The following is a 26,456-nucleotide window of genomic DNA, read 5'->3' on the forward strand; positions in this document are numbered from 1 at the left end:
CCAGCCCGGGCCGGCTTCCTTATGCTGATGGCCCCGCATCTGATAAGGAACCCCCATGTTTGATTTTGATCAGTGGATAGACCGCCGCCCCACCCGTGCCCTCAAGTGGCTCAAGTACGAAGGCACCGACATACTGCCGATGTGGGTGGCGGACACCGAGTTCAAGGCGCCGCCCGCGGTGATAGAAGCGCTGAGCGAGCGGGTGGAACACGGCATCTTCGGTTACAGCCGGCCCAGCCCGGCCCTGACCGAACTGATCATTCATCGCATGCGGGAACGCTACAACTGGCAGATCGAGGCCGACTGGCTGGTGTACATGCCGGGCGTGGTGCCGGCCCTGAACCTGGCCTGCCAGACCTTCAGCGCGCCGGGCGACGCCATCCTGACCCCCAAGCCCATCTATTACCCCTTCCTGCATGCTCCCGGCTTCCATGGCCGCAAGGCCGCCCACGTCGGCATGGTGGAAAAGAACGGCCGCTGGCTGCTGGACCTGGATGAGCTCGAACAACAGGCCGAACACAGCGACCTGCTGCTGTTCTGCAACCCCCACAACCCGGGCGGCACCATCTACAGCCGGGACGAGTTGCTGGCCATCAACGACATCGCCAAACGCCACAACCTGCTGGTCTGTTCCGACGAAATCCACTGTGATCTGCTGCTCGACGAGGGCAAGCCCCATATTCCCTACGCCGCCCTGGACGAGGATGCAGCCCATCGCAGCATCATACTGATGGCACCCAGCAAGACCTTCAACATCGCCGGCCTGTGCTGCTCCTTCGCCATCGTGCCCAACGCCGAGTTGCGCACCCGCTTCGTCCGGGCCGCCCGCGGCATCATGGCCGACGTCAACCTGCTCGGTTTCGTCGCCGCCGAGGCCGCCTACCGGGACGGCGACGACTGGCTGCAGGCCCAGTTGGCCTACCTGCGCCAAAACCGGGATCTGCTGGTGGAGCGACTCAACCGGGTGCCCGGCGTCAAGGTGCTGGCTCCCGAGGCCACCTACCTGGCCTGGATCGACATCGGCGCGCTCGGGCTCGAGGATCCCATCGGCTTCTTCGAACAGGCCGGCGTCGGCCTCTCCCCCGGTGGCCAGTTCGGCGGCAGCAACTTCGTGCGCCTCAACTTCGGCTGTCCCCACGCCATGCTGGACGAAGCCCTGCACCGCATGATTGCCGCCATCGAGAGTCGCTGATCCCCCGCTTGCTGTCCCGTCCGGGCCGCGTCCTGCGGCCCGGCCTCTCTCCGGCTTTTATCCACTTGAATCCATTTTTGTGCCCTCCTGCTCCGGACAAGTCCCACACACCAACATTTTTTTGCTATCTTTGAATGGCTTACAGGTCAAACGCGATTGGCCGACCCTTTACAGCCAAGACAAGGAAAAGGAACTATGTCGATCAAGAAAACCATGGGCAGCGCCGCTGCCATTTTGGGACTGAGCCTGAGTGCGCCGGCGGCCATGGCAGCCGAGCAAACCTTCATCACCATCGGCACCGGCGGCGTGACCGGCGTTTATTATCCCACCGGCGGCGCCATCTGCCGGCTGGTCAACCAGGGCCGGGCCGAGCACGGGGTGCGCTGCTCGGTGGAAAGCACCGGCGGCTCCGCCTATAACCTCAACTCCCTGCGTTCCGGCGAACTGGAAGTGGGCATCGCCCAGTCCGATCTGGAGTATCAGGCCTACCACGGCGAGGCGCCCTTCGCCGATCAGGGCAAGTTCGACGACCTGCGCGCCGTCTTCGCCCTGCATGGCGAGGCCCTGACCATAGTGGCGCGCAAGGATGCCAACATCAAAACCTTTGAAGATCTCAAGGGCAAGCGAGTGAATATCGGCAACCCCGGCTCCGGCCAGCGCGACACCATGGAGATCCTGCTCAAGGCCTATGGCTGGAGCCACGGCGACTTCAGCCTGGTGTCCGAGCTGCGCCCGGCCGAGCACGGTCAGGCCCTGTGCGACAACCGCATCGACGCCTTCGTGTTCGTGGTGGGCCACCCCAACGGTTCCATCAAGGAAGCCACCACCGCCTGCGAAGCCAACCTGGTCAGCGTAACCGGCGAGGTGGTCGACAAGCTGGTGGCCGATAACGCCTACTACCGCTACATCACCATTCCCGGCGGCGAGTACGCCGGCGCCGACGAGGACGTGCAGACCTTCGGGGTGGGCGCCAACCTGGTGACCAGCGCCAAGGTGCCGGAAAACGTCATCTACGAGCTGACCAAGGCGGTGTTCGAAAACTTCGATCAGTTCGTGCGGCTGCACCCGGCCTTTGCCAACCTGCAGAAGGAGCAGATGGTGAAGGACGGCCTGACCGCCCCCCTGCACGATGGTGCTCGCAAGTACTTCAAGGAAGCGGGCCTGGTGGAGTAACAGCCCCCTGCTCAACTAACTGGCAGGGCCCCCGCCCTGCCGTTACGCCATGATGCCCCAGGGGCGGCCACCAGCCGGGCCGCCCTTTTGCCGCCCGGGGCCGTCTGGCGGCTATCGGAGGAGCCGTTGATGTCCCAACCTCAAGATAAGACCCGGCAAGAACTCGAAGACATGCTGGCCGCCGATACCGGAGCCCGGCATCCTTCCGGGTTCGGCCACTGGGTGCTGCTGCTGGTCCCCTTCGCCTGGGCCCTGTTCCAGCTGTGGTACGTGTCGCCGCTGCCCTTTATGCTGAACATCGCCATTCTCAACGACACCGAAGCCCGGGCCATCCACCTGGCCTTTGCCGTCTTCCTGGCCTATACCGCCTATCCGGCGCTCAAGCGCTCGCCGCGGGATCGCATTCCCGTGCAGGACTGGCTGCTGGCCCTGGCCGGCGCCTTTGCCGCCGCCTACCTGTTCCTGTTCTACCGGGAGCTGTCCACCCGCCCCGGACTGCCCACCACCCAGGATCTGGTGGTCGGCTGCGTCGGCATGCTGCTGCTGCTGGAGGCTACCCGCCGGGCCCTGGGCCCGCCGCTGATGGTGGTGGCGGCAGTCTTCCTGTTCTATACCTTCGCCGGCCCCCATATGCCGGACGTCATCGCCCACCGGGGGGCCAGCCTCAACCGCATCGTCACCCACCAGTGGCTGACCACGGAAGGGGTATTCGGGGTGGCGCTCGGGGTCTCGACCTCCTTCGTGTTCATGTTCGTGCTGTTCGGCTCCCTGCTGGAACGGGCCGGCGCCGGCAACTACTTCATCAAGGTCGCCTTCTCCCTGCTCGGCCACATGCGCGGCGGCCCCGCCAAGGCGGCGGTGGTGTCCTCCGGCCTGTCCGGCCTGGTGTCCGGCTCCTCCATCGCCAACGTGGTCACCACCGGCACCTTCACCATTCCGCTGATGAAGCGGGTCGGCTTTCCCGCCAGCAAGGCCGGCGCGGTGGAGGTGGCGGCCTCCACCAACGGCCAGCTCACGCCGCCCATCATGGGGGCCGCCGCCTTCCTGATGGTGGAATACGTGGGCATTTCCTACATAGAGGTGATCAAGGCCGCCATACTGCCGGCGCTGATCTCCTACGCCGCCCTCATCTACATCGTCCATCTGGAGGCGGTCAAGGCCGGTATGAAGCCGCTGCAACAGCGGCGCAAGGCGACGATCCTGCAACGGCTGGCCGGCTTTTTTACCGTGGTCATCGCCTTTATGCTGCTGTCGGCCATCGTCTACTACGGCATCGGCTGGACCAAGACCCTGTTCGGCGCCACCGCCAGCTGGGTGCTGAGCGGCATCGCCCTGGTCGCCTATGTGGCCCTGGTGGCGCTGGCCGCCCGGCTGCCGGAGCTGGCCATCGACGATCCGAACAATCCGGACATTCACATGCCCGAGCCGGGTCCCACCTTCCAGGCCGGTATCTATTACCTGCTGCCGATAGTGGTGCTGGTGTGGTGCCTGACGGTGGAGCGGCTTTCGCCGGGGCTGTCCGCCTTCTGGGCCACCCTGTTCATGATGTTCATCGTGGTGACCCACAAGCCGCTCAAGGCGTTTTTCCGCCATCAGGCCGCCTGTGGCGCCCTGAGCCGGGAAGGGCTCGACGATCTGTTCCAGGGCATGGTCACCGGGGCGCGCAACATGATCGGCATCGGCGTGGCCACCGCCGCCGCCGGCATCGTCGTCGGTACCGTCACCCTGACCGGCATCGGCCTGGTGATGACCGAATTCGTGGAGTTTATCTCCGGCGGCAACCTGCTGCTGATGCTGCTGTTCACAGCCGTGATCAGCCTGCTGCTCGGCATGGGGCTGCCCACCACCGCCAACTACATAGTGGTGTCCACCCTGATGGCGCCGGTCATCGTCAACCTGGGCGCCCAGCACGGCCTTGTCGTGCCCCTGATTGCCGTGCACCTGTTCGTGTTCTACTTCGGCATTCTGGCAGACGACACCCCGCCGGTGGGCCTGGCCGCCTTCGCCGCCGCGGCCATCGCCAAGTCGGATCCCATCAAGACGGGCTTGCAGGGCTTCGCCTACGACATCCGCACCGCCATACTGCCCTTTATGTTCATTTTCAATACCCAGTTGCTGCTGTTGGGGATAGACAGCTGGTGGGGGCTGCTGCTGACCATACTGAGCGCGCTGGCCGCCATGCTGCTGTTTGCCGCCGCCACCCAGGGCTTCTGGCTGGTCAGGAGCCGCTGGTGGGAAACCCTGGCGCTGCTGCTGGTGGCCTTCACCCTGTTCCGTCCCGGTTTCTTCTGGGACCGGCTCTATCCGCCCATGGCGGAATACGACGGCGCCGAGTGGCGGCAGGTGGTGGCGGATCTGGGCCCTACCGAGTCCATCATTATCCAATTGGGCGGCACCAACCTGTTCGGCGAGGAAGTGAACAAGGTGGTCAAGCTGCGTTTCGATGCCAGTCGCAGCGGCGCCGAGGAGCGGCTGGCCAGCACCGGTATCAGCGCGGTGCGGGTGGAGGGAGACAAGGCCGTCATCGAGCGGGTGGACTTCGGCAGCCAGGCCGAGCGGCTGGGGGTGGACTTCGATCTGGAAATCGTGGCGCTGCAGCGCCCGGCGGACCGGCCCTCCAAGGAGTGGATGTTCCTCCCCGCCCTGGCCCTGGCCGGCCTGGTCGCCTGGCGGCAACGCCGGCGGCAGGCCCGCGAACGTCTGGCAGGATAGCTCCCGACAAGCAAAAACGCCGCTGAAGCCATGCTTCAGCGGCGTTTTCAATCTGGCGGAGGAGGTGGGATTTGAACCCACGGTGGGCTATTAACCCACGCCGGTTTTCAAGACCGGTGCATTCAACCACTCTGCCACCCCTCCGGACAGCGCGCATCATACGTGTGCCGACCGGAGCTGTAAATAGGTGGAAATTCAATTGCTTCCTAAATCACCACTCCGGCCATTTTTTGACAGGGATGCCCTCCTCTCCTCGCCACCGAGAAAGTACTGGCTCAAAAATTCTTCATCCAGGGGCGACAGATCGAAGTGGCGGCTCGCCTCGGCAATCACCCTCTGATCCAGTTTCGGTTGCTGCAACAGCCAGGCCAGTGCCTTGCGCAGGGATTCATGTTCGCTCATCTCAACCTCCGGCTATCACTTCAGTCATCAGGGCCAGGCCGACAGTCCGCCCTTTGATTTTTTATATATTTTAAATACAATTTCACGCTCTGCCTGGTTCCGTGAACAAGCATTCTCCTCCATTGCCACCGAGGTCCCCATGCATTTTAAACACCGGCTGCGCGATGCCACCCTGGCCGGCCTGGCCGCCTTCGTCGCCGTCCTCTGCCTGAGCTACCTGAAAAGCTGGGCGCACTTCATGGTGCTGAGCGCACCGCTGGGCGCTACCCTGGTCTTGCTGTTATTGCTGCCTTCGGCTCCCCTGTCCCGGCCCAGGCATGTGATCCTCGGGCATCTGCTGACCACCAGCCTGGCGGTGATCGGGCTCGAACTGCTGCCGGATCCCATACTGGGGCTGGCCACCTGCTTCGGCCTCGGCATTACCCTGATGGTGCTGACCGATACCCTGCATCCGCCGGCCGGCGCCAATCCGATACTGATCTATCTCTCCGGTGCCCACCTTCCCCCCATGGACTTTATCCTGCCCACCCTGGCCGGCACCCTGTTCATGGTGGCCTTCGCCAGCCTCTATCACCGGGCCTTTACCCACCGCCGCTACCCCTTTGCCCCCAAGGCGGCGGCGCCTTCCTCCGCCGGCACTGCCGCATCGGCCTCCCATGGGCAGGGAACAGGCGGAAAGAAACTTCCATAAAAAGAATCTCCATATAAAGATATATTAAGAATTGTGACGCCTCTCACAACTCCCCTGGCAACACTTGAGTAACATTGCCACACCGCCTGATTTGTACAAATCAGGCGTGTTTTTAAACTCAATACAGCCCACATTGTGGATACAAATGTGACAGGGAGTCATGATGAAAAAAACCGCCTTAGCGCTGCTGGTGGCCGTGGCCGCCGCCCCCGCATTCGGTGCCGACTGGAGCACGACCGAGCTTCACTACCAGTTGGGCAGCCTTAAGCAGAATCCTTTCGGGTCCGATCCCGGGCAAAAGTCGACCACCAATATCTATACCCTGCAACATGCCAGCGGCTGGAAATACGGCGACAACTTCTTCTTTATCGACTACTCCGACTGGGACGACGGCCAGCGGCAGCGGGACTGGTACGGGGAAGCCTATTTCAACTTCAGCCTCGGCAAGATAAGCGGAGCCGACCTCAGCCTGGGCCCGATCAAGGACGTCGGCCTGGTGCTGGGGGTCAACGCGGGCGGCGACAGCAAGATCCGCAAATACCTGCCCGGCATCCAGCTGGCCCTGGACGTGCCCGGCGCCGCCTTCTTCAACACCCTGATCACCGCCTATATCGACGACAACCTGGGGGTCGCCAACGGCGGGGCGCCCAAGGAAGGCGACAGCTGGATGCTGGACACCGCCTGGGCCTTTCCCTTCGCCCTGGGCAACCACGACTTCAGCCTGGAAGGCCACGCCGAATACATCGGCAGCCGTACCAATGAATTCGGCGACAAGGTCAAGGCCCATATCCTGGCCCAGCCCCAGCTGCGCTACGATCTGGGCAAGACCCTGTTCAATGATCCCCAGCGGCTGTTCGTGGGCATAGAGTACCAGTACTGGCACAACAAGTTCGGCAGCGATATCAGCGAAAGCGCAGTGCAGGGACTGGCGGTCTGGCGCTTCTGAAATAAAAAAGAAGAGCGCCGCGGCGCTCTTCTGCTTATACACAGGAGTGACAGTAGACAGGCGGCTTAGAAGTGCCATTCCAGCTGGAAGGTCGGCGCCGTGGTGTTCACCCCATCCTTGCCGTGGTTGCCGAACTTGTTGCGCCAGTATTCATAACCGACACCGGCCCAGAGGGTGTTGCTCTTGTTGAAGGCCAGTTGCCCCACATCCACCATCAACGAGGTGCGCGACAGTATTTCCGGCTTGGTGCCGTTGTTGAAATAGTCTTCCCCCTTCTCGGTGTTGTAGTTGGCAAAGCCCTGGAACTTCATCGGCACCGGACCGGCCTGGAACGGCAGACCCCAGGCCAGGCTGACCACATAGTAGGGATCGAAGCTGATGTCGTTGTGGTTGCCGGGGGCACCACAACCGGACAGGCCGCAATGGTTCTGCTCATAGGCATAGAGCAGGCTCAGATCCACAAAGCCCTTGGGCACGTCGAACTTCAGGGTGGGTCCCGCCACCAGCATGCGCTTGCGCGGGGCGAAGGCGGTATTTTTGGTGTTCAGATCGAAACCGGCGGTCAACGCCACTTCCTTGACCGGGCCGAAGCCCAGATCGGTGTCGAACACCTTGCCCAGGTGCAACTGGTGACGATAGGTCAGGTAGGCTTCGGTCGATCCTTTGCCCTCGCCCTTGGCATCACCGCTGGCCGGATCCATGTTGTTGGACTGCAGCAGATCCAGGTTAAAGAAGTTCTGGCCGTAGGCGTAGCCGCTGGCGTGGGTCAGCTGCAGCACATGCTTCTTGACCTTGTCGGGGTTGCTGGGCTCCTGGAACTGGGTGCCGTATCTGTATCCGATATAGGTGTCGGACCAAGTGGCGGCGCTGAGCTGGGGGGCGGCGGATACCGCCAGGGCCAATGCCGAAAGGGTAAAAATACGCTTGCCGATGCGTTTCATATCCGTGATTCCCTCACATTCTTGAAGTGTGACTTCCTGATTTTTATGAATACAAAAACGTTAGTTAATGTGCCTTTATTGCTTATTGTTAAAGCACAAAAATGATTACATAAACCCACACCAAAGATCTACATTTTGCTCACAAAAATTAAAACAAAAAAGACCACGATGGTATTGCCACCGTGGTCCCCGTGAGGCGGGCACTCTGATATTCAGGACAACTGTGCGGGGGGCAGTTCCGTGGCCACCACCATCAGGGCCGCCCGGTGCCCGTTCGCGACCCTGACGTTGGGAAAGATCACCGCCTCTTCCGGCTCCTGCACAAACCAGCGTTGCTCGCCGTCTTCCGCCAGCAGGGTACCGGCGGGAAAGGCGGTAAAATTGGCCACCTCGTCGGCGAAGTGGAAACGGAAGTCGTCGCTCTGCTTGATTATTTCCTGGCATACCCGGAATACCCGGATCTGGTCGAGCGCGACCGCGGCGGCCTGCCAGCCAGGCTCGCTGATCAATGTTTCCAGGCTACGCTCCATGGCGGTGAAACGGCGGGCGTCGTTCTGGCCGAAGGGCATCACCTTGCCCAGCTCGACAGTGAAGGCATGGGCCCCGAAACGGTGGGCGCTGAAATAGCTGAAGGTGGTGGTCGGGCCATGGGCCAGCAGTATGGTGTCGACGCCAGCCCCCGCCAGGAAGGACAGCTGCTGGCGGCTGTAGGGCGCGCCGTGGGGAAAGGGATAGATGGCGAATTTCTCAAAGGCGGAAGGGCGGATGGCCGTGTGCAGATCGTAGTGCAGCCGCTCTACGCCCTGGTGCGCCTCGAAGAAGCGCGCCACATGGCCTTCCAGCCTGGCCGCCCGCTCCCGCTCCCGGCTGTGCCGGCCGCCCCGGGCATGGGCCCCGGAAAACAGCCGGTTGAGGTTTTCTTCCAGCTCCCGCACCCCCAGGTTCATCGCCGCCGGATTGCCGAAGATCAGCAGCAGCCGCTGGCGGCAGGGCAAGCGGCCGGCCACTATCGCCCGCAACAGCCGTTCGCACAGCTCGATGGGGGCGGTTTCATTGCCGTGGATGCCGCAGGAAAGCACTATGTCCTTGTCCGCTGGCGAGGCCGGCTCGATACAGAGGACGCCGGTGTCCCACACCTGGATTTCGCCGCCATCGGGCAAGGTTTCGCTGAAGGGGGCAAGCTCCCAGGGATGCTCCCTGCTGAGGCTCAAAAAATCACCGAGACGGCTTCCGTTCACATTTACCTCCAGTAACATCATTAAAAACAAAATATCACATGGCGATAAAACATGATTTCAGCAGTAAAGTCTAGCGATGGGAAATAGTCCCCGGCGCACCGAACAGGGCCAGGATGAGGATCCAGGCGGCCGGCCTGAACGGTTATGCGGGGATGGCGGGCAGGGGCGCTTTGTTATGCATTCCTGCCCCTGCGAAAAACCGGCGAAAAATGTCGGCAGGGGCGCCGGCAAGAGCGCGCCCCCCGGCACCACGCCGCGGACGAGACTCGCCCCGTTACACCCCGGCCCTGGCGAAGGTGTCACTCACCAGCTGCCGGGCTTCGGCGATCAGCCGCTCGAGGTGGGCCTGATCCCTGAAGCTTTCGGCGTAGATCTTGTATACCTGCTCGGTGCCGCTGGGACGGGCGGCAAACCAGCCCTGTTCGGTGACCACCTTGAGGCCGCCGATCTCGGCGCCGTTGCCCGGCGCCCGGGTCAGGATGGCGACGATGGGATCCCCCGCCAGGGTCTCGGCCTCGACGTCGTCCCGCTTGAGCCCGGCCAGCACCTGCTTCTGGGCCAGGCTGGCGGGTGCATCCAGCCGACGGTAGACGGGACGCCCCAGCTCGGCCACCAGCCGTTCGTAATATTGATGCGGCGTCTGGCCGGTCACCGCCAGGATTTCCGCCGCCAGCAGGGAGGGAATGAAGCCGTCCTTGTCGGTGCTCCAGACCTCGCCGTCCAGGCGCAGGAAGGAAGCGCCGGCGCTTTCCTCCCCGACAAAGCCAAGCCGGCCATCGACCAGGCTCTGCACGTACCACTTGAAGCCGACCGGCACTTCCATCAGCGACCGTCCCAGGTGGGTCGCCACCCGATCGATGAGCGACGAGGACACCAGGGTCTTGCCCACCGCCAGGGTGGCCGGCCAGCGGGGCCTGTGGGTAAAGAGATAATGGATGCACACCGCCAGGTAGTGGTTGGGATCCATCAGCCCGTCCCGGTCCACGATGCCGTGGCGATCGTAGTCGGGATCGTTGCCACAGGCGATGTCGAACTCCTCCTTCAGCGCCAGCAGGTTGGCCATGCAGTAGGGGCTGGAGCAGTCCATGCGGATCTGGCCGTCGTGGTCCAGGGTCATAAAGGAGAAGGTCGGATCCTGGCGCGGGTTGACCACGGTAATATCCAGACCGTAGCGCTCGGCGATGCGCGGCCAGTAGGCCAGGCCGGCTCCCCCCAGGGGATCGATGCCGATGCGGATGCCGGCCTCGCGGATGGCGGCCATGTCGACCACCTCGCCCAGCTCCGCCACATAGGCCTCGACATAGTCGAGCTGCACGGCGCGTCCGAGCGCCTCGGCAAAGGGCACCGAGGTGATACCGGCACCGCCGGCGGCGATCAGCGCGTTGGCCCTGTCCTGGATCCAGCGGGTGGCGTCGGCCGCGGCCGGGCCACCGTCCGGCCCGTTGTACTTGATGCCGCCGTCCCGGGGCGGATTGTGGGAAGGAGTGATGACGATGCCGTCCGCCAGGGCCTGCGTCCGCCCGCGGTTATGGTTGAGAATGGCATGGGACACCACGGGCGTCGGCGTATAGCCCCGCCCCTGCTGCACCCTCACCTCCAGCCCGTTGGCCACCAGCACTTCCAGGGCCGTGCCCCAGGCCGCTTCCGACAGGGCGTGGGTATCCATGGCCAGGAACAGCGGGCCGTCCAGCCCCCGGCCGGTCCGGTACTCCGCCACCGCCTGGCAGATGGCCCTGATGTGCAGTTCGTTGAAACTGCCGTCCAGGGCGCAGCCCCGGTGCCCGGAGGTGCCGAAGACCACCTGCTGCTCCGTCCGGGCCGGATCCGGCCGCAGTTGGAAATAGGCACTCATCAGCCGCGGAATATTGACGAGATCGGCGGCGTCGGCCGGGGTACCGGCCCTGGGGTGCATGGTCATGGGTTCAATCCTTCCAAGTCAGTTAAATGCTTTGGCACACCCGCTCGATAAGCCCATGGGGATAGCCCATGGCCGCCATCAGTTGCGCCACTATATTGCGCTTGCGGCCGGTATTGGTATTGGTGATCACCCAGTAGGGGCTGCCTTCGATGGCCTTGGGCTTGGTGGTGTTGCCGGCGGCCAGCAGGGCCGCCTCGGAGTCGGCGAAGTAGATGCGCTTGCGGCCCTTGATGTCGGTCGCCAGGGCGAAAGAGGCGGGATTTTCCCGGTAGAGCACCGACAGTATGCGCATAAAACGATCGATGGCCGACTCTTCCGCCGCCAGTTGGTTGCTGCCCAGCATCTGGGCGATGCCCTGGCCCGGCGCGGGGCTCGATGCCGCCACCGGCGCCGCCACGGCGGCCGGCTCAAGCTTCAGCAGCCGGCGCAGTATGTCCGAGGCGCTCTCGCCGATATGGCGGGTGTTGCTGGCGATATAACGGTAAAGGTCTTCATCTACCTCTATGGTTTTCATCATCTTTTCTGGCATGTCCACTCCCAATGAGGAGCCCGATTATACATGGAGGCGACACCAGGCCCAAGCGGGTTGCGCCGCTGGCCGCCGCAGGCAACAATAACGCCCTTGGTCCAGTTCGGGAAACTCGCATGCAACTCAATTTTCGCCGCCAGGGGCAGGGCCGCCCGGTCGTGCTGATCCATGGCCTGTTCGGCAACCTGGATAACCTCAATGGCCTCAGCCGCTCCTTGAGCGAACACTTCGAGATCATCGCCGTCGATGTCCGCAACCATGGGCTCTCCCCCCGCAGCGAGCGGATGGATTATGAAGAGATGGCCGGCGACATCCTGGCCCTGGCCGACCGGCTCGAGCTGGAGCGACCGGCCCTGGTGGGGCATTCCATGGGCGGCAAGATCGCCATGATGACCGCCGGCCTGGCCCCCGAACGGATCCGCTCCCTGGCGGTGGCCGACATCGCCCCCGTCGCCTACCACCAGGCCCGCCACGACGCCGTGTTCCGGGGGCTGCTGGCGGTGACCGAGGCCGGTTGCCGGAGCAGAAAGGAGGCGGACGAGGTGCTCGGCCGTTACGTCGAGTCGGCCGGGGTGCGCCAGTTTCTGCTGAAATCCTTCGTGCCCGAGGGCGAGCAACCCTGGCGGTTCAACGTGCCGGTGCTGTTCGCCCATTACCAGGCCATCATGGGCTGGCCCGGCCTGCCCCTGCCCTACCAGGGCCCCACCCTGTTTATCAAGGGAGCCGAGTCCGACTACCTGCTGCCCGAACACCAGCCCCGGGTGCTGCAACAGTTTCCGCAGGCCCGTGCCCGCGTCATCCAGGGCGCGGGGCACTGGCTGCACGCGGAGAAACCCCAGGCCTTCAACCGCTTAGTCCTGGATTTCCTGACCGAGGCCGGTTAACAGGCTCAAATCCTTTATGGTATAGTTGCGCTCAATTTCAACGGTCGGGCAACATGATGTCATTGGAGCAAATCGAGCTGCTGGAAAGCCTGGGTCTCAAGCTGTTTTTCGTGGCCATTTTCCTGCTGATCGGGCTGGCTATCCAGGATGTGCTCAAGCGGGGCAAGGTGCCCAGGTTTGGCCGCTTCATCGTGTGGCTGGTATTGTTTCTGGGCTGTGCCGGCTTTGTCGCCAAGGGGATCATCGAAGTCGCCTGGGAAGGAGGCGGTCTCGGTTAACCCATGGCCAAGCAAGATGCGGACAGAACCACGCTGGACTTGTTTGCCGACGAGCGTCGGCCCGGCAGGCCGAAGACCAATCCCCTGCCCCGGCAAGCCCAGCTCAAGCTCAACAAGCGCAATCAGCTCAGGCGGGATCGCGAACGCGGCCTCAGGCGCATCGAGCTGAAGGTGGATCAGGCCTTGTTGAGCAAATTGAACCTGCTTGCCGCCGAGCGCCAGCTCAGCCGGGCAGAACTGATTCAGGCGTTACTGTTGCAACAGCTGGAGCAACAGGATTTCGATTAGGCCGGGCGGCCTGACAATCACATTTTCTAAGGTACAGCATTATTATGGCAAGCGTAGGTCTGTTTTTTGGAAGTGACACCGGCAATACCGAAGCCGTGGCCAAGATGATCCAGAAAGAGCTGGGCAAGCATCTGATCGAGGTGCACGATATCGCCAAGAGCACCAAGGAGGACATCGCCGGCTTCGACCTGCTGATCCTCGGCATTCCCACCTGGTACTACGGCGAATCCCAGGCCGACTGGGACGACTTCTTCCCGGAGCTGGAGCACATCGACTTCAACGACAAGCTGGTGGCCATTTTCGGCTGCGGTGATCAGGAAGACTACGCCGAGTACTTTCTCGACGCCATGGGTACCCTGCGTGATATCATCGAGCCCAAGGGCGCCATCATCATCGGTCACTGGCCGACCGAGGGCTACGACTTCGAGGCATCCCGCGCCCTGGTGGACGACGGCCACTTTATCGGCCTGGGGATAGACGAAGACCGGCAACCCGAGCTGACCCAGGACAGGGTCAAGGCCTGGTGCAAGCAGATCTATGAAGAGATGTGCCTGAAAGAGCTGGAATCTTAAGCTTATTGTTCGGGTCTAATTTAGGGATGCGGACCGCGCGTCCCTTTTTTGTATGCCTGACGATAACGCCGAACAACCCGAACCAGAATCGAGACAAGAGAAACAGAGCATGAAAATGTTAAGATCCTTACTGTTGGTCCTGCTGCTGCCGGCGGCGCTGGCCCAGGCCAACATCAATCCCCTCCCCCTGCCGGAAGACAAGGGGCAGCCGGTGGGCCAGATACTGATCCACACCGCCCAGGAGGGTGACAACCTGGCGGCCCTGGCCCGTTACTACGGCGTCAGTCCCATCCTGATGATGGCGGCCAACCCGGATCAGGATCTGCTGCTGCTGCAGCCGGGCCAGCGGGTCATCATCCCGCACCAGTTGCTGCTGCCCAGGGCCGAAACCCAGGGCATCGTCATCAACCTGGCGGAACTGCGGCTTTACTACTACCCGGAGCAGGGCAACGAAGTCTATGTGTTTCCCATCGGTATCGGCCGGGTCGGCCGGGCCACCCCGGAGATGATCACCCGCATCTCCGAGATGCGCAAGAATCCGACCTGGACGCCCACCGCCAACACCCGCCGGGAATACGCCGCCAAGGGCATCTCCCTGCCGGCGGTGGTGCCGCCGGGGCCGGACAACCCCCTGGGTGACTACGCCATGCGCCTGGCCTACGGCAGCGGCGAATACCTGATCCACGGCACCAACGATCCCCTGGACGTGGGCCTGCGCTCCAGCGCCGGCTGCATCCGCATGTACCCCGAGCACGTGGAATGGCTGTTCGCCCAGGTGGGCAACGGCACCCGGGTACAGGTCGTGAACCAGGCGCTCAAGGTCAGTACCGATCAGTACGGCCAGACCTTTGTCGAAGCCCACGAACCGCTGACCCCCGAAGGGCTGGCCGACAACCGTCCGCTGGACCTGAGTGCCCTGATGCCGCTGCTGGAGCAGGGCGCGGACCGCAGCCTGATCGAGGAAGTGATCCAGCGCCAGCAGGGCGTGCCACAACTGGTGGGCCAACAGTACTGAGTCAACAAACAAGGGTGCCGCTGGCACCCTTGTTCATTCAGCCCTACTCGATCCGCCCCCACCCATGACATCCAGGCTGTCCACCCTGAGATAGGCATTGCCCGGGGAAAGCCCCAGGGCACCTAAGTAACCGATCATAATAGAGCTACATCAACCGTGTCCCGCACGCAGACACACCGTGAACCCATTCCTGAGGGCTCCGCCGCACCGATATCGCGGAAACAGCTATGGGTAATGCGACTAACACCGCCGGCAGTGTGTTGCCTGGCGGCTGCGGGAGGCGCCTCATCCTTCAACCTGAGAAAAGCGGGTAAATGGTCAGGCCAATCTTCCGGCTCGGCAGGCCCGGCGCCAGAAACAAAAAAGCCTGACCAGTGGCCAGGCTTTTTTCCGTGCAACCAATGTTACTTGGTGTAACGGCCCATCTGATCCAGACGAGAGTTGGCGCGGTCGGCAGAAGCGCGAGCTTCGGCAACGTCGGCGGCCAGACGGTCGATCTTGGCAGAGTTCATTTGCTGGCCTTGTTGTACGGCCTGTACGTCCTGGGCCAGGCTATCCAGCTTGCTTTCCAGAGCGGTAGTAGAGCTACAGCCAGCCAGCAACAGAGCACTAACAACACCACCTACTAACATCATTTTATTACGCATTACCTGCTCCTTGTTTTTTTTGGGAGTCAAAAAGACCACATTAGGCGCCATAAGTATGGACGAAGTTCCCTGCTTATCGCAAATTATTTTATAGACCATGACATTAGGAATTTTTGCTTAACGTCATGATTTAACGTTTGTTTGCTCGTTTTTTGCGCACATAGAGGGTCCGCTCCACCTCGGCGATGAGTTCTCCCCGTTCGTCCAGGATATTGATCCGGAAATGGGGGAAGTATTTTTCACCCTGCTCGGTGGCACGAAGGATCTCGTCCACTCGTTCGCGACTCAGATGGACATCGGCGTAGACCCGCCCCCGACCCGGTTTGAGGAAAGTGATCTTGGCCGCCCTGTCCCATACATGGTAGTCCTGCCCCAGCACCGCCATCAGCATCATGGCATAGACCGGATCCGTCATCGAGAACAGGCTACCCCCATACTGGGTACGGTTGGCGTTTTTGTTCCACCAGCGCAGCACCAGCCCCACCCGGCAGTAGCTGTAGTCGGAGCTGAGCCGCTCGATGCGGATCCCCGCCCCCCAGAAGGGGGGCCAGCCGTTCAACAGGCGGCGCAATAGCCAGGGGCGAGAAAATATCAGCCTCATAAACTCATCAGACCAGTTAACATTGAAGCCGATACTAACAAAGACGCATCATCCTTGTCAGCCCTCTCGCCGGGATCCTGGCCATTCGCCCGCAGGCCAGATTGAGGTTGCCATCAGGGGCGGGAAGAAGCACAATAAAAGCAATACCCAAACGAAATGCGAACCTTTATTTTTATGGCTGACAACAATCAAGCACTGAAAAAAGCAGGGCTCAAGGTGACGCTACCGCGAGTGAAGATACTCGAGCTGCTGCAACAACCGGAAACCCAGCATGTCAGTGCGGAAGATCTGTATAAGCTGCTGATCGACCAAGGGGAAGAAATCGGCCTGGCGACCGTCTACCGGGTTCTGAACCAATTCGACGATGCCGGTATCGTTACCCGTCATCATTTCGAGGGCGGCAAGTCGGTGTTCGAGCTGGCTACCCAGGAGCACCATGACCATCTGGTATGCCTGGACTGTGGCAAGGTCATCGAGTTCCACGACGAGATCATCGAGCAGCGCCAGCGCGACATCGCCAGCCAGTACAATATCAAGCTCACCAACCACAGCCTGTACTTATACGGCCATTGCACCAACGAGCAGTGCAACCACAACGACGACTGACGCCCCACTGGTCGTCCGCCAGACACCAAAAAGCCGCGACCGGGTCGCGGCTTTTTATTGGATGACAAGGGGCCGCCGGTGACGGCCCCTGCGGGCTCAACCCTCTTCCTTGCCCCAGGAATCACGCAGGGCGACGGTCAGGTTGAACACCAACCCCTCGGCCTTGTTGTCCCGGCAGAAGTAGCCTTCCCGCTCGAACTGGAACGCCTTTTCCGGCTCCGCACGGGTCAGGGAGGGTTCCACCACGGCGTCCTTCAGCACCAGCAGGGAACGCGGGTTCAGCGCCTGCTCGAAGGACTCCGCCGCCCCCGGGTTGGGCACGCTGAACAGCCGATCGTAGATCCGCACCTCGGCGGGTACGCCATGACTGGCGGAGACCCAGTGGATCACGCCCTTGACCTTGCGGCCATCGGCCGGATCCTTGCCCAGGGTATCGGGGTCGTAGCTGCAGTAGAGGGTGGTGATGCGGCCATCGGCATCCTTCTCCACCCGCTCGGCCTTGATCACATAGGCGTTGCGCAGTCGCACTTCCTTGCCCAGCACCAGCCGCTTGTACTTCTTGTTGGCCTCCTCCCGGAAATCCGCCTCGTCGATGTACAGCTCGCGGGTGAAGGGCAGCTCCCGGTTGCCCATCTCGGGCTTGTTCGGGTGATTGGGCGCACTCAGGGTTTCCAGGTGATCCTCGGCCAGGTTTTCGATCACCAGCCGTAGCGGACGCAGCACCGCCATGGCCCGCGGCGCGTTCTCGTTGAGATCGTCGCGGATGCAGGCTTCCAGCATGCTCATCTCGACGGTGTTGTCCTGTTTGGTCACACCGATGCGCTGGCAGAATTCACGGATGGAGGCCGGGGTATAACCGCGGCGGCGCAGACCGGAGATGGTGGGCATGCGCGGATCATCCCAGCCTTCCACGTGACCGTCGGTCACCAGCTGGTTCAGCTTGCGCTTGGACATCACGGTGTATTCCAGGTTGAGCCGGGAAAACTCGTACTGGCGCGGATGGCAGTCGATGCTGATGTTGTCGAGCACCCAGTCGTACAGGCGGCGGTTGTCCTGGAACTCCAGGGTACAGAGGGAATGGGTGATGCCTTCGATGGCATCGGAGATGCAATGGGTAAAGTCGTACATGGGATAGATGCACCACTTGTCCCCGGTCTGGTGATGGTGGGCAAAGCGTACCCGGTACAAGACGGGATCGCGCATCACCATAAAAGGCGAGGCCATGTCTATCTTGGCGCGCAGGCAGGCTTCACCTTCCTTGAACTCGCCGTTGCGCATGCGGGCGAACAGGGCCAGGTTTTCGTCCACCGGCCTGTCCCGGTAAGGACTGTTGCGTCCCGGCGTGGTCAGGGTGCCACGGTATTCGCGGATCTGCTCCGGCGCCAGCTCGTCCACATAGGCCAGGCCCTTCTCGATAAGCTCCACCGCGTAGCCGTGCAGCCGGTCGAAATAGTCGGAGGAATAACGGACATCGCCACTCCATTCGAAGCCGAGCCAGTGCACATCGCGCTTGATGGACTCGACGTATTCGACGCTTTCCTTCTCCGGGTTGGTGTCGTCGAAACGCAGGTTGCACTGTCCCTGGTAGTCCTGGGCGATCCCGAAGTTGAGACAAATGGACTTGGCATGGCCGATGTGCAAATAGCCATTCGGCTCTGGCGGGAAACGGGTCTGTACCGACTGATGTTTGCCGCTGGCCAAATCTTCATCGATGATTTGGCGAATAAAATTGCTGGGACGATGGTCCGCCTGACTCATTCATGCACCTCGAGTGTGGGGATAGCATAATCAAACGCTCATGATCCATGATCTCCGCCCGGGGCTCAATAGGCAGAGCCGGAATAACCGGCTTTACCATCAATAAAGCCGCCCGCAGGCGGCTTGAGAGGCTCAGTCTTCTATCGGCAGCGCCTGCTGCACATAGCGGCCCGGCGCCGGCATCAGGCCCGGGCACTCGGCACTGCCCACCGCCCGCGCCGGCACCGGCTGCTCACCCAGGTAGGGCGTCACCCACTGCTGCCAGTGCGGCCACCAGGAGCCGCCTTCCCGCCTGGCGGACGCCAGCCATTGCTCTGCACTCTTGAAAGGGGCATCGCTCAGCCAGTAGCCGTACTTGTTCTTGTTCGGCGGGTTGACCACACCGGCCACATGCCCTGACTCGCCAAGCACCAGGGTGGTCTCACTGCCGAGCAGTCTGGACCCCATGAAAGTCGCATCCCACAGGGCGATATGATCTTCCTTGGTGGAGAGGAAATAGCTGGGCGTCTTCACCTTGGACAGGTCGATGCCGAAGTTGCCCACCTTCACCTCGCCGGCCCGGCTCAGCCGGTTGTTCAGGTACAGCTCCCGCAGCAGGAAACTGGCGCAGGTGGCGCTCAGGTTGGTGCTGTCGCTGTTCCAGTACAGGATATCGAAATCCGCCGGCTCTTCGCCTTTCAGGTAGTTGTCGATGTAATAGTTCCAGTACAGGCTGTTTTCCCGCAGCAGGCTGAAGGTCACCGCCATCTGCCGGCCATCGAAGAAACCCTGGGCATCGTTCATCTGCTCCATGGCGCCGACCACGGGCTCGTTGATGAAGACCCCCACCTCTCCCGGCTGGGTGAAGTCCAGCAGGGTGGTCAGGAAGGTCGCGCTCTTGACCCTGGGCTTCATCCGCCGGGCCGCGTACAGGGCCATGGTGGAAGCCAGCAGGGTACCACCGATGCAGTAGCCGATGGCGTTCACTTCCTTCTCGCCGGTGATCTGCTCGATCACCCGGATCGCTTCCATGGTGCCGGAGTGGATCAGATCCTGGAAGCCGATGCTGGCCTGCTCCTTGCCCGGATTGCGCCAGGACATGATAAAGACCGTATGGCCCTGATCCCTGAGCCAGCGCACCAGGGAGTTCTGCTCCTTGAGATCCAGGATGTAGAACTTGTTGATAAAGGGCGGCACCACCAGCAACGGAGTCTGGTGCACCGTCTCGGTGCTGGCCTGGTACTGGATCAGCTCGAAGATGTCGTTCCTGAACACCACCTCGCCGGGGGTGGTGGCCAGATCCTGGCCCAGGGTAAAGGCGGACTGCCGGGTCATGCGGATCTTGAGCAGGTTGGCGCTGGCGGCCAGGTCTTCCTGGAACAACTCGATGCCCTTGACCAGGTTGGCTCCCTTTTCCTCCAGGGTCCGGTGCAACAGTTCGGGGTTGCTCCAGATAAAGTTGGTGGGCGACAGGGCGTTGATGGTCTGGCGAAAGAAAAAGTGCAGCCGCTGGCGCACCGGCTCGGGCAGACCTTCCACCACGTCCAGCATATTGGCCAAGGACTTGGCGAAATGCAGGTAGGACTGGCGCATAAAGTCGAAGTGGGGATCCTCCCGCCAGGATTTATGCTGAAAGCGCCGCTCGCCGGGCGGATCCTGGATCAGGCTGACGGCATCCTTGTCCAGCGTCTTGACCATGCTGTTCTGGCAGATGGCCAGCTGGCCCTGCCACCACTGCATCTGCAGGTCGAGCAGCCGCATCGGGTTGGTCGAGACCGCGTCATAAAAGGTCTTCAGATCCTGGGCATTGACTTCCGATAACGCCTGGGTCACCGGGTTGTCTCCCAGGCTGGCACGTTGCATGTCCGACCACATGGTCTCATTCCACTGAAAGAACTGACGTATGGGATCGGTACCGTTATACATATCTTGCTGCATTGTCCCTCCCTGATTGAGATAGCGCCCGCAAGAGCAGGGAAATACGGCAACGACAACGGGAAGGAGCCCTGAGAGCCCCTTCCCTGGCTGTATCTATATCCCCGACGGGCTAGGCCATCCCAGACGGTTATTTTTTCTGGGCGTCTGCGGCCAGGGCATCGAGGCCGGCCTTGAACTCCTGGGCCAGGTCGGCCAGCTTCTTGCCGTCTTCGATCATCTGCTGGCTGATGCGGGTCATGGTTTCCAGTTGCTTGGCGCCACAGCTGACCAGGCTCTGCACGTCCTTGACCTGGCTGTTGGCCTGCAGCTGGGCCAGGCCGATATCGGCATACTGGCGGGCGGCTTCAAGCTGGAGGTTGGTCAGATCGGTGAAGTTCTTGGCCACCAGCTGGTTGTATTTCATCAGGGGGCCGAAGGCCTTTTCGGTTTGATCGTTAAAGCTTTTGAAAATATCGGTGTACATAACCAGTTCCTTAAAGGGAAAGTAAATCGTTGTTATTCGGGCGGCGTCTTGCCTCAGACCCGTTTCAGTACTACTGCGGTGCCCATGCCACCGCCCACGCACAGGGACGCCAGCCCCAGGGTGGAACCGCTGCGCTGCAGCTCATACAGCAGGGTAACCAGGATGCGGTTGCCCGAAGCACCCAGCGGATGACCCAGGGCGATGGCGCCGCCGTTCATGTTGGTCTTCTCCAGCAGCGCCTGCTCGGCGATGTCGTATTTGCCGGAAAGCTGTCTGACCACGCCCAGCGCCTGGCCGGCGAAGGCTTCGTTGAGCTCCAGGCGCTCCATCTGCTCGAGCTTGAGGCCGCCGCGGGACAGCGCCTGGTCGATAGCCGGCACCGGGCCCAGCCCCATGATCTCGGGGTCGATACCGCCCTGGCCATAGCTGACCACTTCCGCCAAGGGAGTCAGGCCGTATTTCTCCACGGCCGACTTGCTGGCCACGATAATGGCGCTGCCGCCGTCGTTGATGCCGGAGGCGTTGCCCGCCGTGACCGAGCCATCAGGCTTGAAAGCCGGGCGCAGCTTGGCCAGGGTCTCGAGGGTGGTGCCGGCCTTGGGATACTCGTCGGTGTCGACGGTGAGGGTTTCCTTGCGGCTTTTCACTTCCACCGGCACTATCTCGGCCTTGAAGTGACCGGCTTCAATCGCCGCCACCGCCTTGGCCTGGCTGGCCACGGCCAGGGCATCCTGCTCGTCGCGGCTGATCTTTTCCTGGGCCACCACGTTTTCGGCGGTCACGCCCATGTGGTACTTGTTGAACACATCGGTCAGGCCGTCGCTGATCAGCAGGTCGGACAGGGCCATGTCGCCCATCTTGTTGCCGCCCCGCAGATCGCCTTTCACCACGAAGGGGATCTGGGACATGTTTTCACAGCCGGCGGCCACCACCACTTCGGCATCGCCCGCCTTGATATGGGCACAGGCGTCCATCAGGGTCTTCATGCCGCTGCCACACACCATGTTCAGGGTGTAAGCCGGCACTCCGGCCGGAATGCCCGCGGCCAGTGCCGCCTGGCGACCCACGCCCATGCCCTGGCCGGCACTCACCACGTTGCCGACGATCACTTCGTTGACCTTGTCCGGCGACAGGCCGGCCTGCGCCAGTGCGCCTTTGATGGCAATGCCGGCCAGCTCTGCGGCAGGAACGGTTTTCAGGGCACCGCAGAAACTGCCGATGGGGGTGCGTTTGGCCGCAACAATATATACAGATTCAGACATAAATAATGCTCACTCCGTTGATAACAGGCCAGCGGGCCTTACTTCATATAGAGACCGCCGTTGACCGACAGGGTTTCACCGGTAATGTAACCGCCGTATTCACCGGCCAGGTACAATACCGCTCCGGCCACTTCTTCGGTGGTAGCCAACCGCTTGAGGGGAATGGTGGCCTTGATGGAATCCAGCACGTCTTCACGAATGGCGGTCACCATGGGGGTCGCGGTATAACCGGGCGCCACGGCATTGACGCAGACACCAAAGCGCGCACCTTCCGCGGCCAGGGCCTTGGTAAAACCGATCATGCCCGCCTTGGCGGCGGAATAGTTCACCTGACCGTATTGCCCCTTGAGGCCATTGACGGAAGAGATATTGATGATGCGACCGCTGCCCTGCTCACACATTTGATTGAATATGGGTTGGGTAACGCTGAACAGGCTGTTGAGGTTGGTGTCCATCACTTCCTGCCACTGCTGGAAGGTCATTTTCTTGAAGGTGGCATCGCGGGTGATGCCGGCGTTGTTGACCAGGACATCGATATGTCCCAGCTTACGCAGGGTTTCGGCCAGTACTTCGCTGACCCCGTTGTGATCGCTCACATCCAGTGCCAGCAACTGGATGTCCTTGTCGGCCAGGTTTTCTTCCTGCAACCAGTTGGTGGCCTGTTGTTCTTTTCCTGGACGGTGTGTCGCCACAACCTTGTATCCATTTTCCAAAAACAAACGGCACACTTCTGTTCCTATTCCACCGGCGGCTCCGGTCACCAGCGCAACTTTTTTATCAGTCATCAAATCCATTCCTTTGTTTACAGCCATATCAAATTCGGCGATACACCGATATCACAGGTAAGGCTCCTCTTGTTCAAGCCAGAAGCAATACCAAAATCCTCGTACTCTCTTTAACTTTTTTATTTAAGCTTGAGCGTCTTGACCAAACCACTATAAGCCTATTTTTATGACAAATAAATTAACTTTAGTCGTTTTTTTCATTAAACAGCCTCACTTAAAAGCCAATACTATTCAATAGATAAATATCAGAATAAAAAACCAAGGAAGACATAAACTGCAATCTAAAAAACCAAAAATAACGTACCGCTGGCGTTTTACTCCAGCAATGTAAACCCTCTCGTCGCATTCGCAGCCCGCTCGCAAGCTCCCAGGTTCATATCTGAAATATCATCAACGACATCCGGGTGTGCATTTTCAAATAAAACCAGAACCGTAAAATGAAACAGACACTTTACACCGCTAGTGTTATTACTCTGCGCCTGTCTTGTTCTGGTGCATTATTCTTCAACCGGTATTTACTTTTACACCATATCGGGGCATCGAAGCACCACAAGGCAGCAAGGTAATCATCCACGCCCCGGCTACGTCCATCGCCTGCCATTGGCGGCGGGATAGGCCTCGCTCGCAGGCCTTCGCGCCTGCGCGGCCCCTTCCCCGCCACAGGGTTGCCGCATAAATCGACGGCCATTGCACATTCTTAGAGCAAACAGCCTGATTTCGTTGGTAACGCGGCTTTGAGTGTTGACAGCCTTGGGGGCAGACATTAACATGCGCCTCGCATTGAAAGAGGCACTTCCCCCTTAGTTCAGTCGGTAGAACGGCGGACTGTTAATCCGTATGTCGCTGGTTCGAGTCCAGCAGGGGGAGCCAGTTGCACCAGTTTTGTTCCTCCTTAGTTCAGTCGGTAGAACGGCGGACTGTTAATCCGTATGTCGCTGGTTCGAGTCCAGCAGGAGGAGCCAGTTTAACCAGTTTTGTTCCTCCTTAGTTCAGTCGGTAGAACGGCGGACTGTTAATCCGTATGTCGCTGGTTCGAGTCCAGCAGGAGGAGCCAGTTTAACCAGTTTTTGTTCCTCCTTAGTTCAGTCGGTAGAACGGCGGACTGTTAATCCGTATGTCGCTGGTTCGAGTCCAGCAGGAGGAGCCAATTTCCTTGTTATTTCCCCTCCCTTGGCCCATGATGAGCCGATGTCCATCAGTTCCTAATGATGCCCTCTGTTACTAACTCTGTTGTCCCGTTTTTACAAGGATAATGGTTATGCGGGAAACTCGCCCCTTCGGCCAGGTGCTGCTCTTGGCAGGCGCCATCTTAATCCTTCTGAGCCTCCTGCTTCCCTGGTGGGCCAGCTATCGCGCCCTCGCCCACCAGGAGCGGCAAATCGATGAACGCCTCGCGCAGCTACTGGCCGAGGATCACCACCCCGGCCTGTTGCCGGGCCTGGCCGAGCTGTCGATAGGACAACCGCTCGCCAGCGACAGCCAGGCCTGGTGGTTTGGCCAGGCCGCGGGCAACCATCGCCGTGTCGTGGCTCAGACCCCGGTGTTTTACCGTCTCGATACCCGGCCTGCCAGCCAGCAATGGCTGCTGATCTCACTTCCCCTGGGCCTGACCACCTTGCTGGTGTTTGGCGGTCTTTACCTGCGCTGGAGCCGGGAAAGCCGTGAAAAAGAGCAACATCTACGCGCCCTCCTGCTCGACCCGGAGCTGAATCAGCTCGGCGGTCGGGATCCGGTGGAGCAGGGTATCGTCGGCCTGCACCAGAGCTACAGGGAGCAGATAGAGAGCCTGCAGCAACAACTCGGCGAAGCCCATCAGCAGAGCCACCAGGACAGCCTGACCGCGCTCGGCAACCGCTATGCCTTCCGGCGCGACCTGACCCTGATGCTAAGCGATGACAACAAGCTCGCCACCGCCACCCTGATGATCGTCAGGGCCAGCGCGCTGCAGGATACCAATAGCCGCCTGGGTTTCCAGGCAGGTGATCAGTACCTGCAGGATATTGCCCGCCTGATCCGCAAGACCATACAGCCGGTGCTGGGTGCCCGGGCCTATCGCATCAATGGCAGCGACATCGCCGTGCTGGCCAAGGGGCAGTGCGAGCACCTGGCCGACAGCCTGGGCACCCAGCTGCACCAGGATCTGAACCATTACCAGCGGTTGCACGAGCTGGATTGCGCCGCCTACATGGGCTTTACCCAGCTGTTGCCGGGGCAGTCGCCGGAGCAGGTGCTGATCCGCGCCGATGCCGCCCTGGCCAAGGCCCAGGGAGGCGAGCCCAACGGCTGGCGCATCGTATTGCAAAACCAGGAGGACGAGGATCTGGGTGAAAGCCAGTGGCGCCAGCGCTTGCAGGCCATGCTGGAAGAAGACCGGATCCAGTTGCTGGTACAGCCGGTGCAGATCCGCAAGCCCGGCATGCCCGGCTACAACGAGATTTATTCTCACTTTCCCAACGGCAGCGGCGGCTATTATCCCACCACCACGGTGTTCGCCATGGTGCAGCGGCTGGATATGTCGATGCAGTTCGAGCAGAAGATCATCGAGATGAGCCTGCGCCAGATCATACAAAAGGACATACCGGCCCAGCGTTGGGCACTCAACCTGACCCCCGCCAGCCTGCAGCAGAACTCCTTCCTGATCTGGCTGGAGCGGGTCTTGCTACGCGACATGAACATCACCTCCAACCTGGTGTTCGAGCTGGACGAGCACGTGCTGGAACACCAGCTGGTAGCCGGCAAGCGGCTGCTGGAGATGATCCGTCGTTGCGGGGCCCGCTCGGCAGTGAGCAAGTTCGGCCACGGTTACGGCTCCTTCCGCCTGCTGAAAGAGGTCAAGCCCGATTACATCAAGCTCGATGCCCAGTTGGTGAAACACCTGGAAGAGGACAGCACCAACCAGCAGTTCGTGCGCATGATAGTGGATCTGGCCCAGCGCCTGGGTTGCCATGTGATCGCCGAGGGGGTGGAAACCGCCGAGCAAAAACGGGTGCTGGAGAGCATGTACATCGACGGCGTCCAGGGCTACCTGGTCGCCAAACCCGGCGACCTCGCCACCTTCAAGGGGCTGACGATTTAAGCCGGAGCAGGTAGTTGATCAGCTCCCCCAGGTGACGGTAGCGCGTGATCTCCTCCGGGCTGTAGCGGGTCGACATGGTGGACGGATTATGCCGATGCTTGAGGTAGCGCATGATCTGCAACCGGTTGAAGCCGCCGACCCGGTAAACCAGCTCGAGCAGGGTCTTTATCTGCTCCGAGTCCAGGCCGCAAAGCTCACCGTAACCGGGATCCAGGGGAGTTTTGATCTCCACCTCGACCTGCCCGAGCTTCCCTTCTTCCTGCAGGTACTCCAGCCACTGCTCCACGTACATCGGCTTGGTACCCGGCAGCAGTGAAAAGAACCCCTTGCCGGAGCGACAGCCGGACAGGAGCAGTATGGCCAGGGCATCGCTGTTGCAGGAAAAAACCACCTCGCCCTGCTCGCTCCAGTCCAGCGCCTGGATGCGGATCTCGGCCCGCCCCCCCTGCCCGTCTTGCACCTTGAAGATAAACACAGCCTCTCCGAAATAGCGGCAAAGCCTTCATCTTGGCCCAATCTCGGGGGCGAGTCAAAGCCGGACTTCACAGCCCGGGCGTATGGG

The 26,456-nt window shown here is 61.1% G+C and carries 25 protein-coding genes and 5 tRNA genes; 16 read left to right on the forward strand and 14 right to left on the reverse strand.

All coding sequences use genetic code 11. From position 1 onward, the window contains the following. Positions 1-55: 55 nt before the first annotated feature. From CGX12_RS04175 to CGX12_RS04185, 3 genes are all read left to right on the forward strand, one after another. On the forward strand, positions 56-1,192 hold the full coding sequence (locus tag CGX12_RS04175; protein WP_094038645.1) for a MalY/PatB family protein: 1,137 nt from the start codon (positions 56-58) through the stop codon (positions 1,190-1,192). A 195-nt stretch (positions 1,193-1,387) separates the two neighbouring features. Further along, a complete protein-coding gene (locus CGX12_RS04180) occupies positions 1,388-2,365 on the forward strand; it encodes a TAXI family TRAP transporter solute-binding subunit (protein ID WP_094038646.1) in 978 nt (325 codons plus the stop codon). A gap of 129 nt (positions 2,366-2,494) precedes the next feature. Continuing rightward, positions 2,495-5,077 (forward strand): TRAP transporter permease, encoded by a 2,583-nt coding sequence (locus CGX12_RS04185; RefSeq protein WP_094038647.1) that lies wholly within the window; start codon positions 2,495-2,497, stop codon positions 5,075-5,077. 53 nt (positions 5,078-5,130) lie between these two features. Here the strand turns inward: CGX12_RS04185 and CGX12_RS04190 are convergent. Both CGX12_RS04190 and CGX12_RS04195 read right to left on the reverse strand, forming a co-directional pair. Beyond that, positions 5,131-5,221, reverse strand: a tRNA-Ser gene (locus tag CGX12_RS04190). A 51-nt stretch (positions 5,222-5,272) separates the two neighbouring features. Beyond that, on the reverse strand, positions 5,273-5,479 hold the full coding sequence (locus tag CGX12_RS04195; RefSeq protein ID WP_094038648.1) for a hypothetical protein: 207 nt from the start codon (positions 5,477-5,479) through the stop codon (positions 5,273-5,275). 139 nt (positions 5,480-5,618) lie between these two features. Here CGX12_RS04195 and CGX12_RS04200 point away from each other — a divergent pair, with 139 nt between their 5' ends. Both CGX12_RS04200 and CGX12_RS04205 read left to right on the forward strand, forming a co-directional pair. Next, entirely contained in the window at positions 5,619-6,170 is a 552-nt protein-coding gene (locus CGX12_RS04200; protein ID WP_094038649.1) for an HPP family protein, read from the forward strand. A 163-nt stretch (positions 6,171-6,333) separates the two neighbouring features. Beyond that, positions 6,334-7,116 (forward strand): nucleoside-binding protein, encoded by a 783-nt coding sequence (locus tag CGX12_RS04205; RefSeq protein ID WP_094038650.1) that lies wholly within the window; start codon positions 6,334-6,336, stop codon positions 7,114-7,116. 65 nt (positions 7,117-7,181) lie between these two features. Here CGX12_RS04205 and CGX12_RS04210 read toward each other — a convergent pair whose 3' ends face one another. The 4 genes from CGX12_RS04210 to CGX12_RS04225 form a co-directional block, all read right to left on the reverse strand. Continuing rightward, on the reverse strand, positions 7,182-8,057 hold the full coding sequence (locus CGX12_RS04210) for a hypothetical protein (protein WP_094038651.1): 876 nt from the start codon (positions 8,055-8,057) through the stop codon (positions 7,182-7,184). Between the two features lie 212 nt (positions 8,058-8,269). Then, positions 8,270-9,295, reverse strand: a complete 1,026-nt coding sequence (gene astE / locus CGX12_RS04215; RefSeq protein ID WP_254918204.1) for a succinylglutamate desuccinylase — start codon at positions 9,293-9,295, stop codon at positions 8,270-8,272. Positions 9,296-9,569: 274 nt separating this feature from the next. Further along, the gene (pgm, locus tag CGX12_RS04220) at positions 9,570-11,213 is read right to left on the reverse strand and encodes a phosphoglucomutase (alpha-D-glucose-1,6-bisphosphate-dependent) (RefSeq protein WP_094038652.1); all 1,644 of its coding nucleotides are present in this window, start codon (positions 11,211-11,213) and stop codon (positions 9,570-9,572) included. A gap of 22 nt (positions 11,214-11,235) precedes the next feature. Next, entirely contained in the window at positions 11,236-11,727 is a 492-nt protein-coding gene (locus CGX12_RS04225) for a replication initiation regulator SeqA (protein WP_094038653.1), read from the reverse strand. Between the two features lie 131 nt (positions 11,728-11,858). Here CGX12_RS04225 and CGX12_RS04230 point away from each other — a divergent pair, with 131 nt between their 5' ends. The 5 genes from CGX12_RS04230 to CGX12_RS04250 all read left to right on the forward strand — a co-directional run bounded on the left by CGX12_RS04230 (position 11,859) and on the right by CGX12_RS04250 (position 14,779). Further along, positions 11,859-12,626 (forward strand): alpha/beta fold hydrolase, encoded by a 768-nt coding sequence (locus tag CGX12_RS04230; protein WP_094038654.1) that lies wholly within the window; start codon positions 11,859-11,861, stop codon positions 12,624-12,626. A 56-nt stretch (positions 12,627-12,682) separates the two neighbouring features. Next, positions 12,683-12,904, forward strand: a complete 222-nt coding sequence (locus CGX12_RS04235) for a DUF2788 domain-containing protein (protein ID WP_094038679.1) — start codon at positions 12,683-12,685, stop codon at positions 12,902-12,904. Positions 12,905-12,907: 3 nt separating this feature from the next. After that, on the forward strand, positions 12,908-13,192 hold the full coding sequence (ybfE, locus tag CGX12_RS04240) for a LexA regulated protein (RefSeq protein WP_094038655.1): 285 nt from the start codon (positions 12,908-12,910) through the stop codon (positions 13,190-13,192). Between the two features lie 44 nt (positions 13,193-13,236). Then, positions 13,237-13,764 carry a flavodoxin FldA gene (fldA, locus tag CGX12_RS04245; RefSeq protein WP_094038656.1) on the forward strand — a complete coding sequence of 176 codons (528 nt, stop codon included), beginning with the start codon at positions 13,237-13,239 and terminating at the stop codon, positions 13,762-13,764. A gap of 115 nt (positions 13,765-13,879) precedes the next feature. Continuing rightward, positions 13,880-14,779 carry a L,D-transpeptidase family protein gene (locus CGX12_RS04250; RefSeq protein ID WP_254918205.1) on the forward strand — a complete coding sequence of 300 codons (900 nt, stop codon included), beginning with the start codon at positions 13,880-13,882 and terminating at the stop codon, positions 14,777-14,779. A 404-nt stretch (positions 14,780-15,183) separates the two neighbouring features. Here CGX12_RS04250 and CGX12_RS04255 read toward each other — a convergent pair whose 3' ends face one another. Both CGX12_RS04255 and CGX12_RS04260 read right to left on the reverse strand, forming a co-directional pair. After that, the gene (locus CGX12_RS04255; protein WP_094038658.1) at positions 15,184-15,426 is read right to left on the reverse strand and encodes an LPP leucine zipper domain-containing protein; all 243 of its coding nucleotides are present in this window, start codon (positions 15,424-15,426) and stop codon (positions 15,184-15,186) included. Positions 15,427-15,556: 130 nt separating this feature from the next. Continuing rightward, complete coding sequence (locus CGX12_RS04260) at positions 15,557-16,027, reverse strand: DUF4442 domain-containing protein (RefSeq protein ID WP_094038659.1); 471 nt, start codon at positions 16,025-16,027, stop codon at positions 15,557-15,559. A 174-nt stretch (positions 16,028-16,201) separates the two neighbouring features. Between CGX12_RS04260 and fur the strand changes: the two genes are divergently transcribed. Beyond that, the gene (gene fur / locus CGX12_RS04265) at positions 16,202-16,633 is read left to right on the forward strand and encodes a ferric iron uptake transcriptional regulator (RefSeq protein WP_094038680.1); all 432 of its coding nucleotides are present in this window, start codon (positions 16,202-16,204) and stop codon (positions 16,631-16,633) included. A 96-nt stretch (positions 16,634-16,729) separates the two neighbouring features. Here the strand turns inward: fur and glnS are convergent, their stop codons facing one another. The 5 genes from glnS to phbB all read right to left on the reverse strand — a co-directional run bounded on the left by glnS (position 16,730) and on the right by phbB (position 22,818). Next, positions 16,730-18,391, reverse strand: a complete 1,662-nt coding sequence (glnS, locus tag CGX12_RS04270) for a glutamine--tRNA ligase (RefSeq protein ID WP_094038660.1) — start codon at positions 18,389-18,391, stop codon at positions 16,730-16,732. Between the two features lie 132 nt (positions 18,392-18,523). Next, complete coding sequence (gene phaC / locus CGX12_RS04275; protein WP_094038661.1) at positions 18,524-20,308, reverse strand: class I poly(R)-hydroxyalkanoic acid synthase; 1,785 nt, start codon at positions 20,306-20,308, stop codon at positions 18,524-18,526. Between the two features lie 127 nt (positions 20,309-20,435). Next, the gene (locus CGX12_RS04280) at positions 20,436-20,771 is read right to left on the reverse strand and encodes a phasin family protein (protein WP_094038662.1); all 336 of its coding nucleotides are present in this window, start codon (positions 20,769-20,771) and stop codon (positions 20,436-20,438) included. 53 nt (positions 20,772-20,824) lie between these two features. After that, a complete protein-coding gene (locus CGX12_RS04285; RefSeq protein WP_094038663.1) occupies positions 20,825-22,033 on the reverse strand; it encodes an acetyl-CoA C-acetyltransferase in 1,209 nt (402 codons plus the stop codon). Between the two features lie 38 nt (positions 22,034-22,071). After that, a complete protein-coding gene (gene phbB / locus CGX12_RS04290) occupies positions 22,072-22,818 on the reverse strand; it encodes an acetoacetyl-CoA reductase (protein WP_094038664.1) in 747 nt (248 codons plus the stop codon). Positions 22,819-23,612: 794 nt separating this feature from the next. On the opposite strand from phbB, the gene CGX12_RS04295 reads away from it, so the two are divergent. The 5 genes from CGX12_RS04295 (at position 23,613) to CGX12_RS04315 (ending at position 25,894) form a co-directional block, all read left to right on the forward strand. Continuing rightward, positions 23,613-23,688: transfer RNA gene (locus CGX12_RS04295), tRNA-Asn, on the forward strand. Between the two features lie 16 nt (positions 23,689-23,704). Then, positions 23,705-23,780, forward strand: a tRNA-Asn gene (locus CGX12_RS04300). A gap of 16 nt (positions 23,781-23,796) precedes the next feature. Further along, positions 23,797-23,872, forward strand: a tRNA-Asn gene (locus tag CGX12_RS04305). A 17-nt stretch (positions 23,873-23,889) separates the two neighbouring features. Continuing rightward, positions 23,890-23,965, forward strand: a tRNA-Asn gene (locus tag CGX12_RS04310). Between the two features lie 111 nt (positions 23,966-24,076). Continuing rightward, on the forward strand, positions 24,077-25,894 hold the full coding sequence (locus CGX12_RS04315) for an EAL domain-containing protein (protein ID WP_094038665.1): 1,818 nt from the start codon (positions 24,077-24,079) through the stop codon (positions 25,892-25,894). On the opposite strand, the gene CGX12_RS04320 is transcribed toward CGX12_RS04315, so the two are convergent. Next, positions 25,875-26,369 carry a radical SAM protein gene (locus CGX12_RS04320; RefSeq protein ID WP_094038666.1) on the reverse strand — a complete coding sequence of 165 codons (495 nt, stop codon included), beginning with the start codon at positions 26,367-26,369 and terminating at the stop codon, positions 25,875-25,877. The genes CGX12_RS04315 and CGX12_RS04320 overlap by 20 nt on opposite strands. Positions 26,370-26,456 lie beyond the last annotated feature (87 nt).

Origin of the sequence: Zobellella denitrificans (assembly GCF_002237365.1) — a bacterium.
Classification (GTDB): domain Bacteria; phylum Pseudomonadota; class Gammaproteobacteria; order Enterobacterales; family Aeromonadaceae; genus Oceanimonas; species Oceanimonas denitrificans.

What these genes read in the sequence shown, in the direction of transcription:
- CGX12_RS04175 (WP_094038645.1), top strand. Translation starts at nt 56, where the DNA reads ATGTTTGATTTTGATCAGTGGATAGACCGCCGCCCCACCCGTGCCCTC.
- CGX12_RS04180 (WP_094038646.1), top strand. Translation starts at nt 1,388, where the DNA reads ATGTCGATCAAGAAAACCATGGGCAGCGCCGCTGCCATTTTGGGACTG.
- CGX12_RS04185 (WP_094038647.1), top strand. Translation starts at nt 2,495, where the DNA reads ATGTCCCAACCTCAAGATAAGACCCGGCAAGAACTCGAAGACATGCTG.
- CGX12_RS04195 (WP_094038648.1), bottom strand. Translation starts at nt 5,479, where the DNA reads ATGAGCGAACATGAATCCCTGCGCAAGGCACTGGCCTGGCTGTTGCAG.
- CGX12_RS04200 (WP_094038649.1), top strand. Translation starts at nt 5,619, where the DNA reads ATGCATTTTAAACACCGGCTGCGCGATGCCACCCTGGCCGGCCTGGCC.
- CGX12_RS04205 (WP_094038650.1), top strand. Translation starts at nt 6,334, where the DNA reads ATGAAAAAAACCGCCTTAGCGCTGCTGGTGGCCGTGGCCGCCGCCCCC.
- CGX12_RS04210 (WP_094038651.1), bottom strand. Translation starts at nt 8,057, where the DNA reads ATGAAACGCATCGGCAAGCGTATTTTTACCCTTTCGGCATTGGCCCTG.
- pgm (WP_094038652.1), bottom strand. Translation starts at nt 11,213, where the DNA reads ATGACCATGCACCCCAGGGCCGGTACCCCGGCCGACGCCGCCGATCTC.
- CGX12_RS04225 (WP_094038653.1), bottom strand. Translation starts at nt 11,727, where the DNA reads ATGAAAACCATAGAGGTAGATGAAGACCTTTACCGTTATATCGCCAGC.
- CGX12_RS04230 (WP_094038654.1), top strand. Translation starts at nt 11,859, where the DNA reads ATGCAACTCAATTTTCGCCGCCAGGGGCAGGGCCGCCCGGTCGTGCTG.
- CGX12_RS04235 (WP_094038679.1), top strand. Translation starts at nt 12,683, where the DNA reads ATGTCATTGGAGCAAATCGAGCTGCTGGAAAGCCTGGGTCTCAAGCTG.
- ybfE (WP_094038655.1), top strand. Translation starts at nt 12,908, where the DNA reads ATGGCCAAGCAAGATGCGGACAGAACCACGCTGGACTTGTTTGCCGAC.
- fldA (WP_094038656.1), top strand. Translation starts at nt 13,237, where the DNA reads ATGGCAAGCGTAGGTCTGTTTTTTGGAAGTGACACCGGCAATACCGAA.
- CGX12_RS04250 (WP_254918205.1), top strand. Translation starts at nt 13,880, where the DNA reads ATGTTAAGATCCTTACTGTTGGTCCTGCTGCTGCCGGCGGCGCTGGCC.
- CGX12_RS04255 (WP_094038658.1), bottom strand. Translation starts at nt 15,426, where the DNA reads ATGCGTAATAAAATGATGTTAGTAGGTGGTGTTGTTAGTGCTCTGTTG.
- CGX12_RS04260 (WP_094038659.1), bottom strand. Translation starts at nt 16,027, where the DNA reads ATGAGGCTGATATTTTCTCGCCCCTGGCTATTGCGCCGCCTGTTGAAC.
- fur (WP_094038680.1), top strand. Translation starts at nt 16,202, where the DNA reads ATGGCTGACAACAATCAAGCACTGAAAAAAGCAGGGCTCAAGGTGACG.
- glnS (WP_094038660.1), bottom strand. Translation starts at nt 18,391, where the DNA reads ATGAGTCAGGCGGACCATCGTCCCAGCAATTTTATTCGCCAAATCATC.
- phaC (WP_094038661.1), bottom strand. Translation starts at nt 20,308, where the DNA reads ATGCAGCAAGATATGTATAACGGTACCGATCCCATACGTCAGTTCTTT.
- CGX12_RS04280 (WP_094038662.1), bottom strand. Translation starts at nt 20,771, where the DNA reads ATGTACACCGATATTTTCAAAAGCTTTAACGATCAAACCGAAAAGGCC.
- CGX12_RS04285 (WP_094038663.1), bottom strand. Translation starts at nt 22,033, where the DNA reads ATGTCTGAATCTGTATATATTGTTGCGGCCAAACGCACCCCCATCGGC.
- phbB (WP_094038664.1), bottom strand. Translation starts at nt 22,818, where the DNA reads ATGACTGATAAAAAAGTTGCGCTGGTGACCGGAGCCGCCGGTGGAATA.
- CGX12_RS04315 (WP_094038665.1), top strand. Translation starts at nt 24,077, where the DNA reads ATGCGGGAAACTCGCCCCTTCGGCCAGGTGCTGCTCTTGGCAGGCGCC.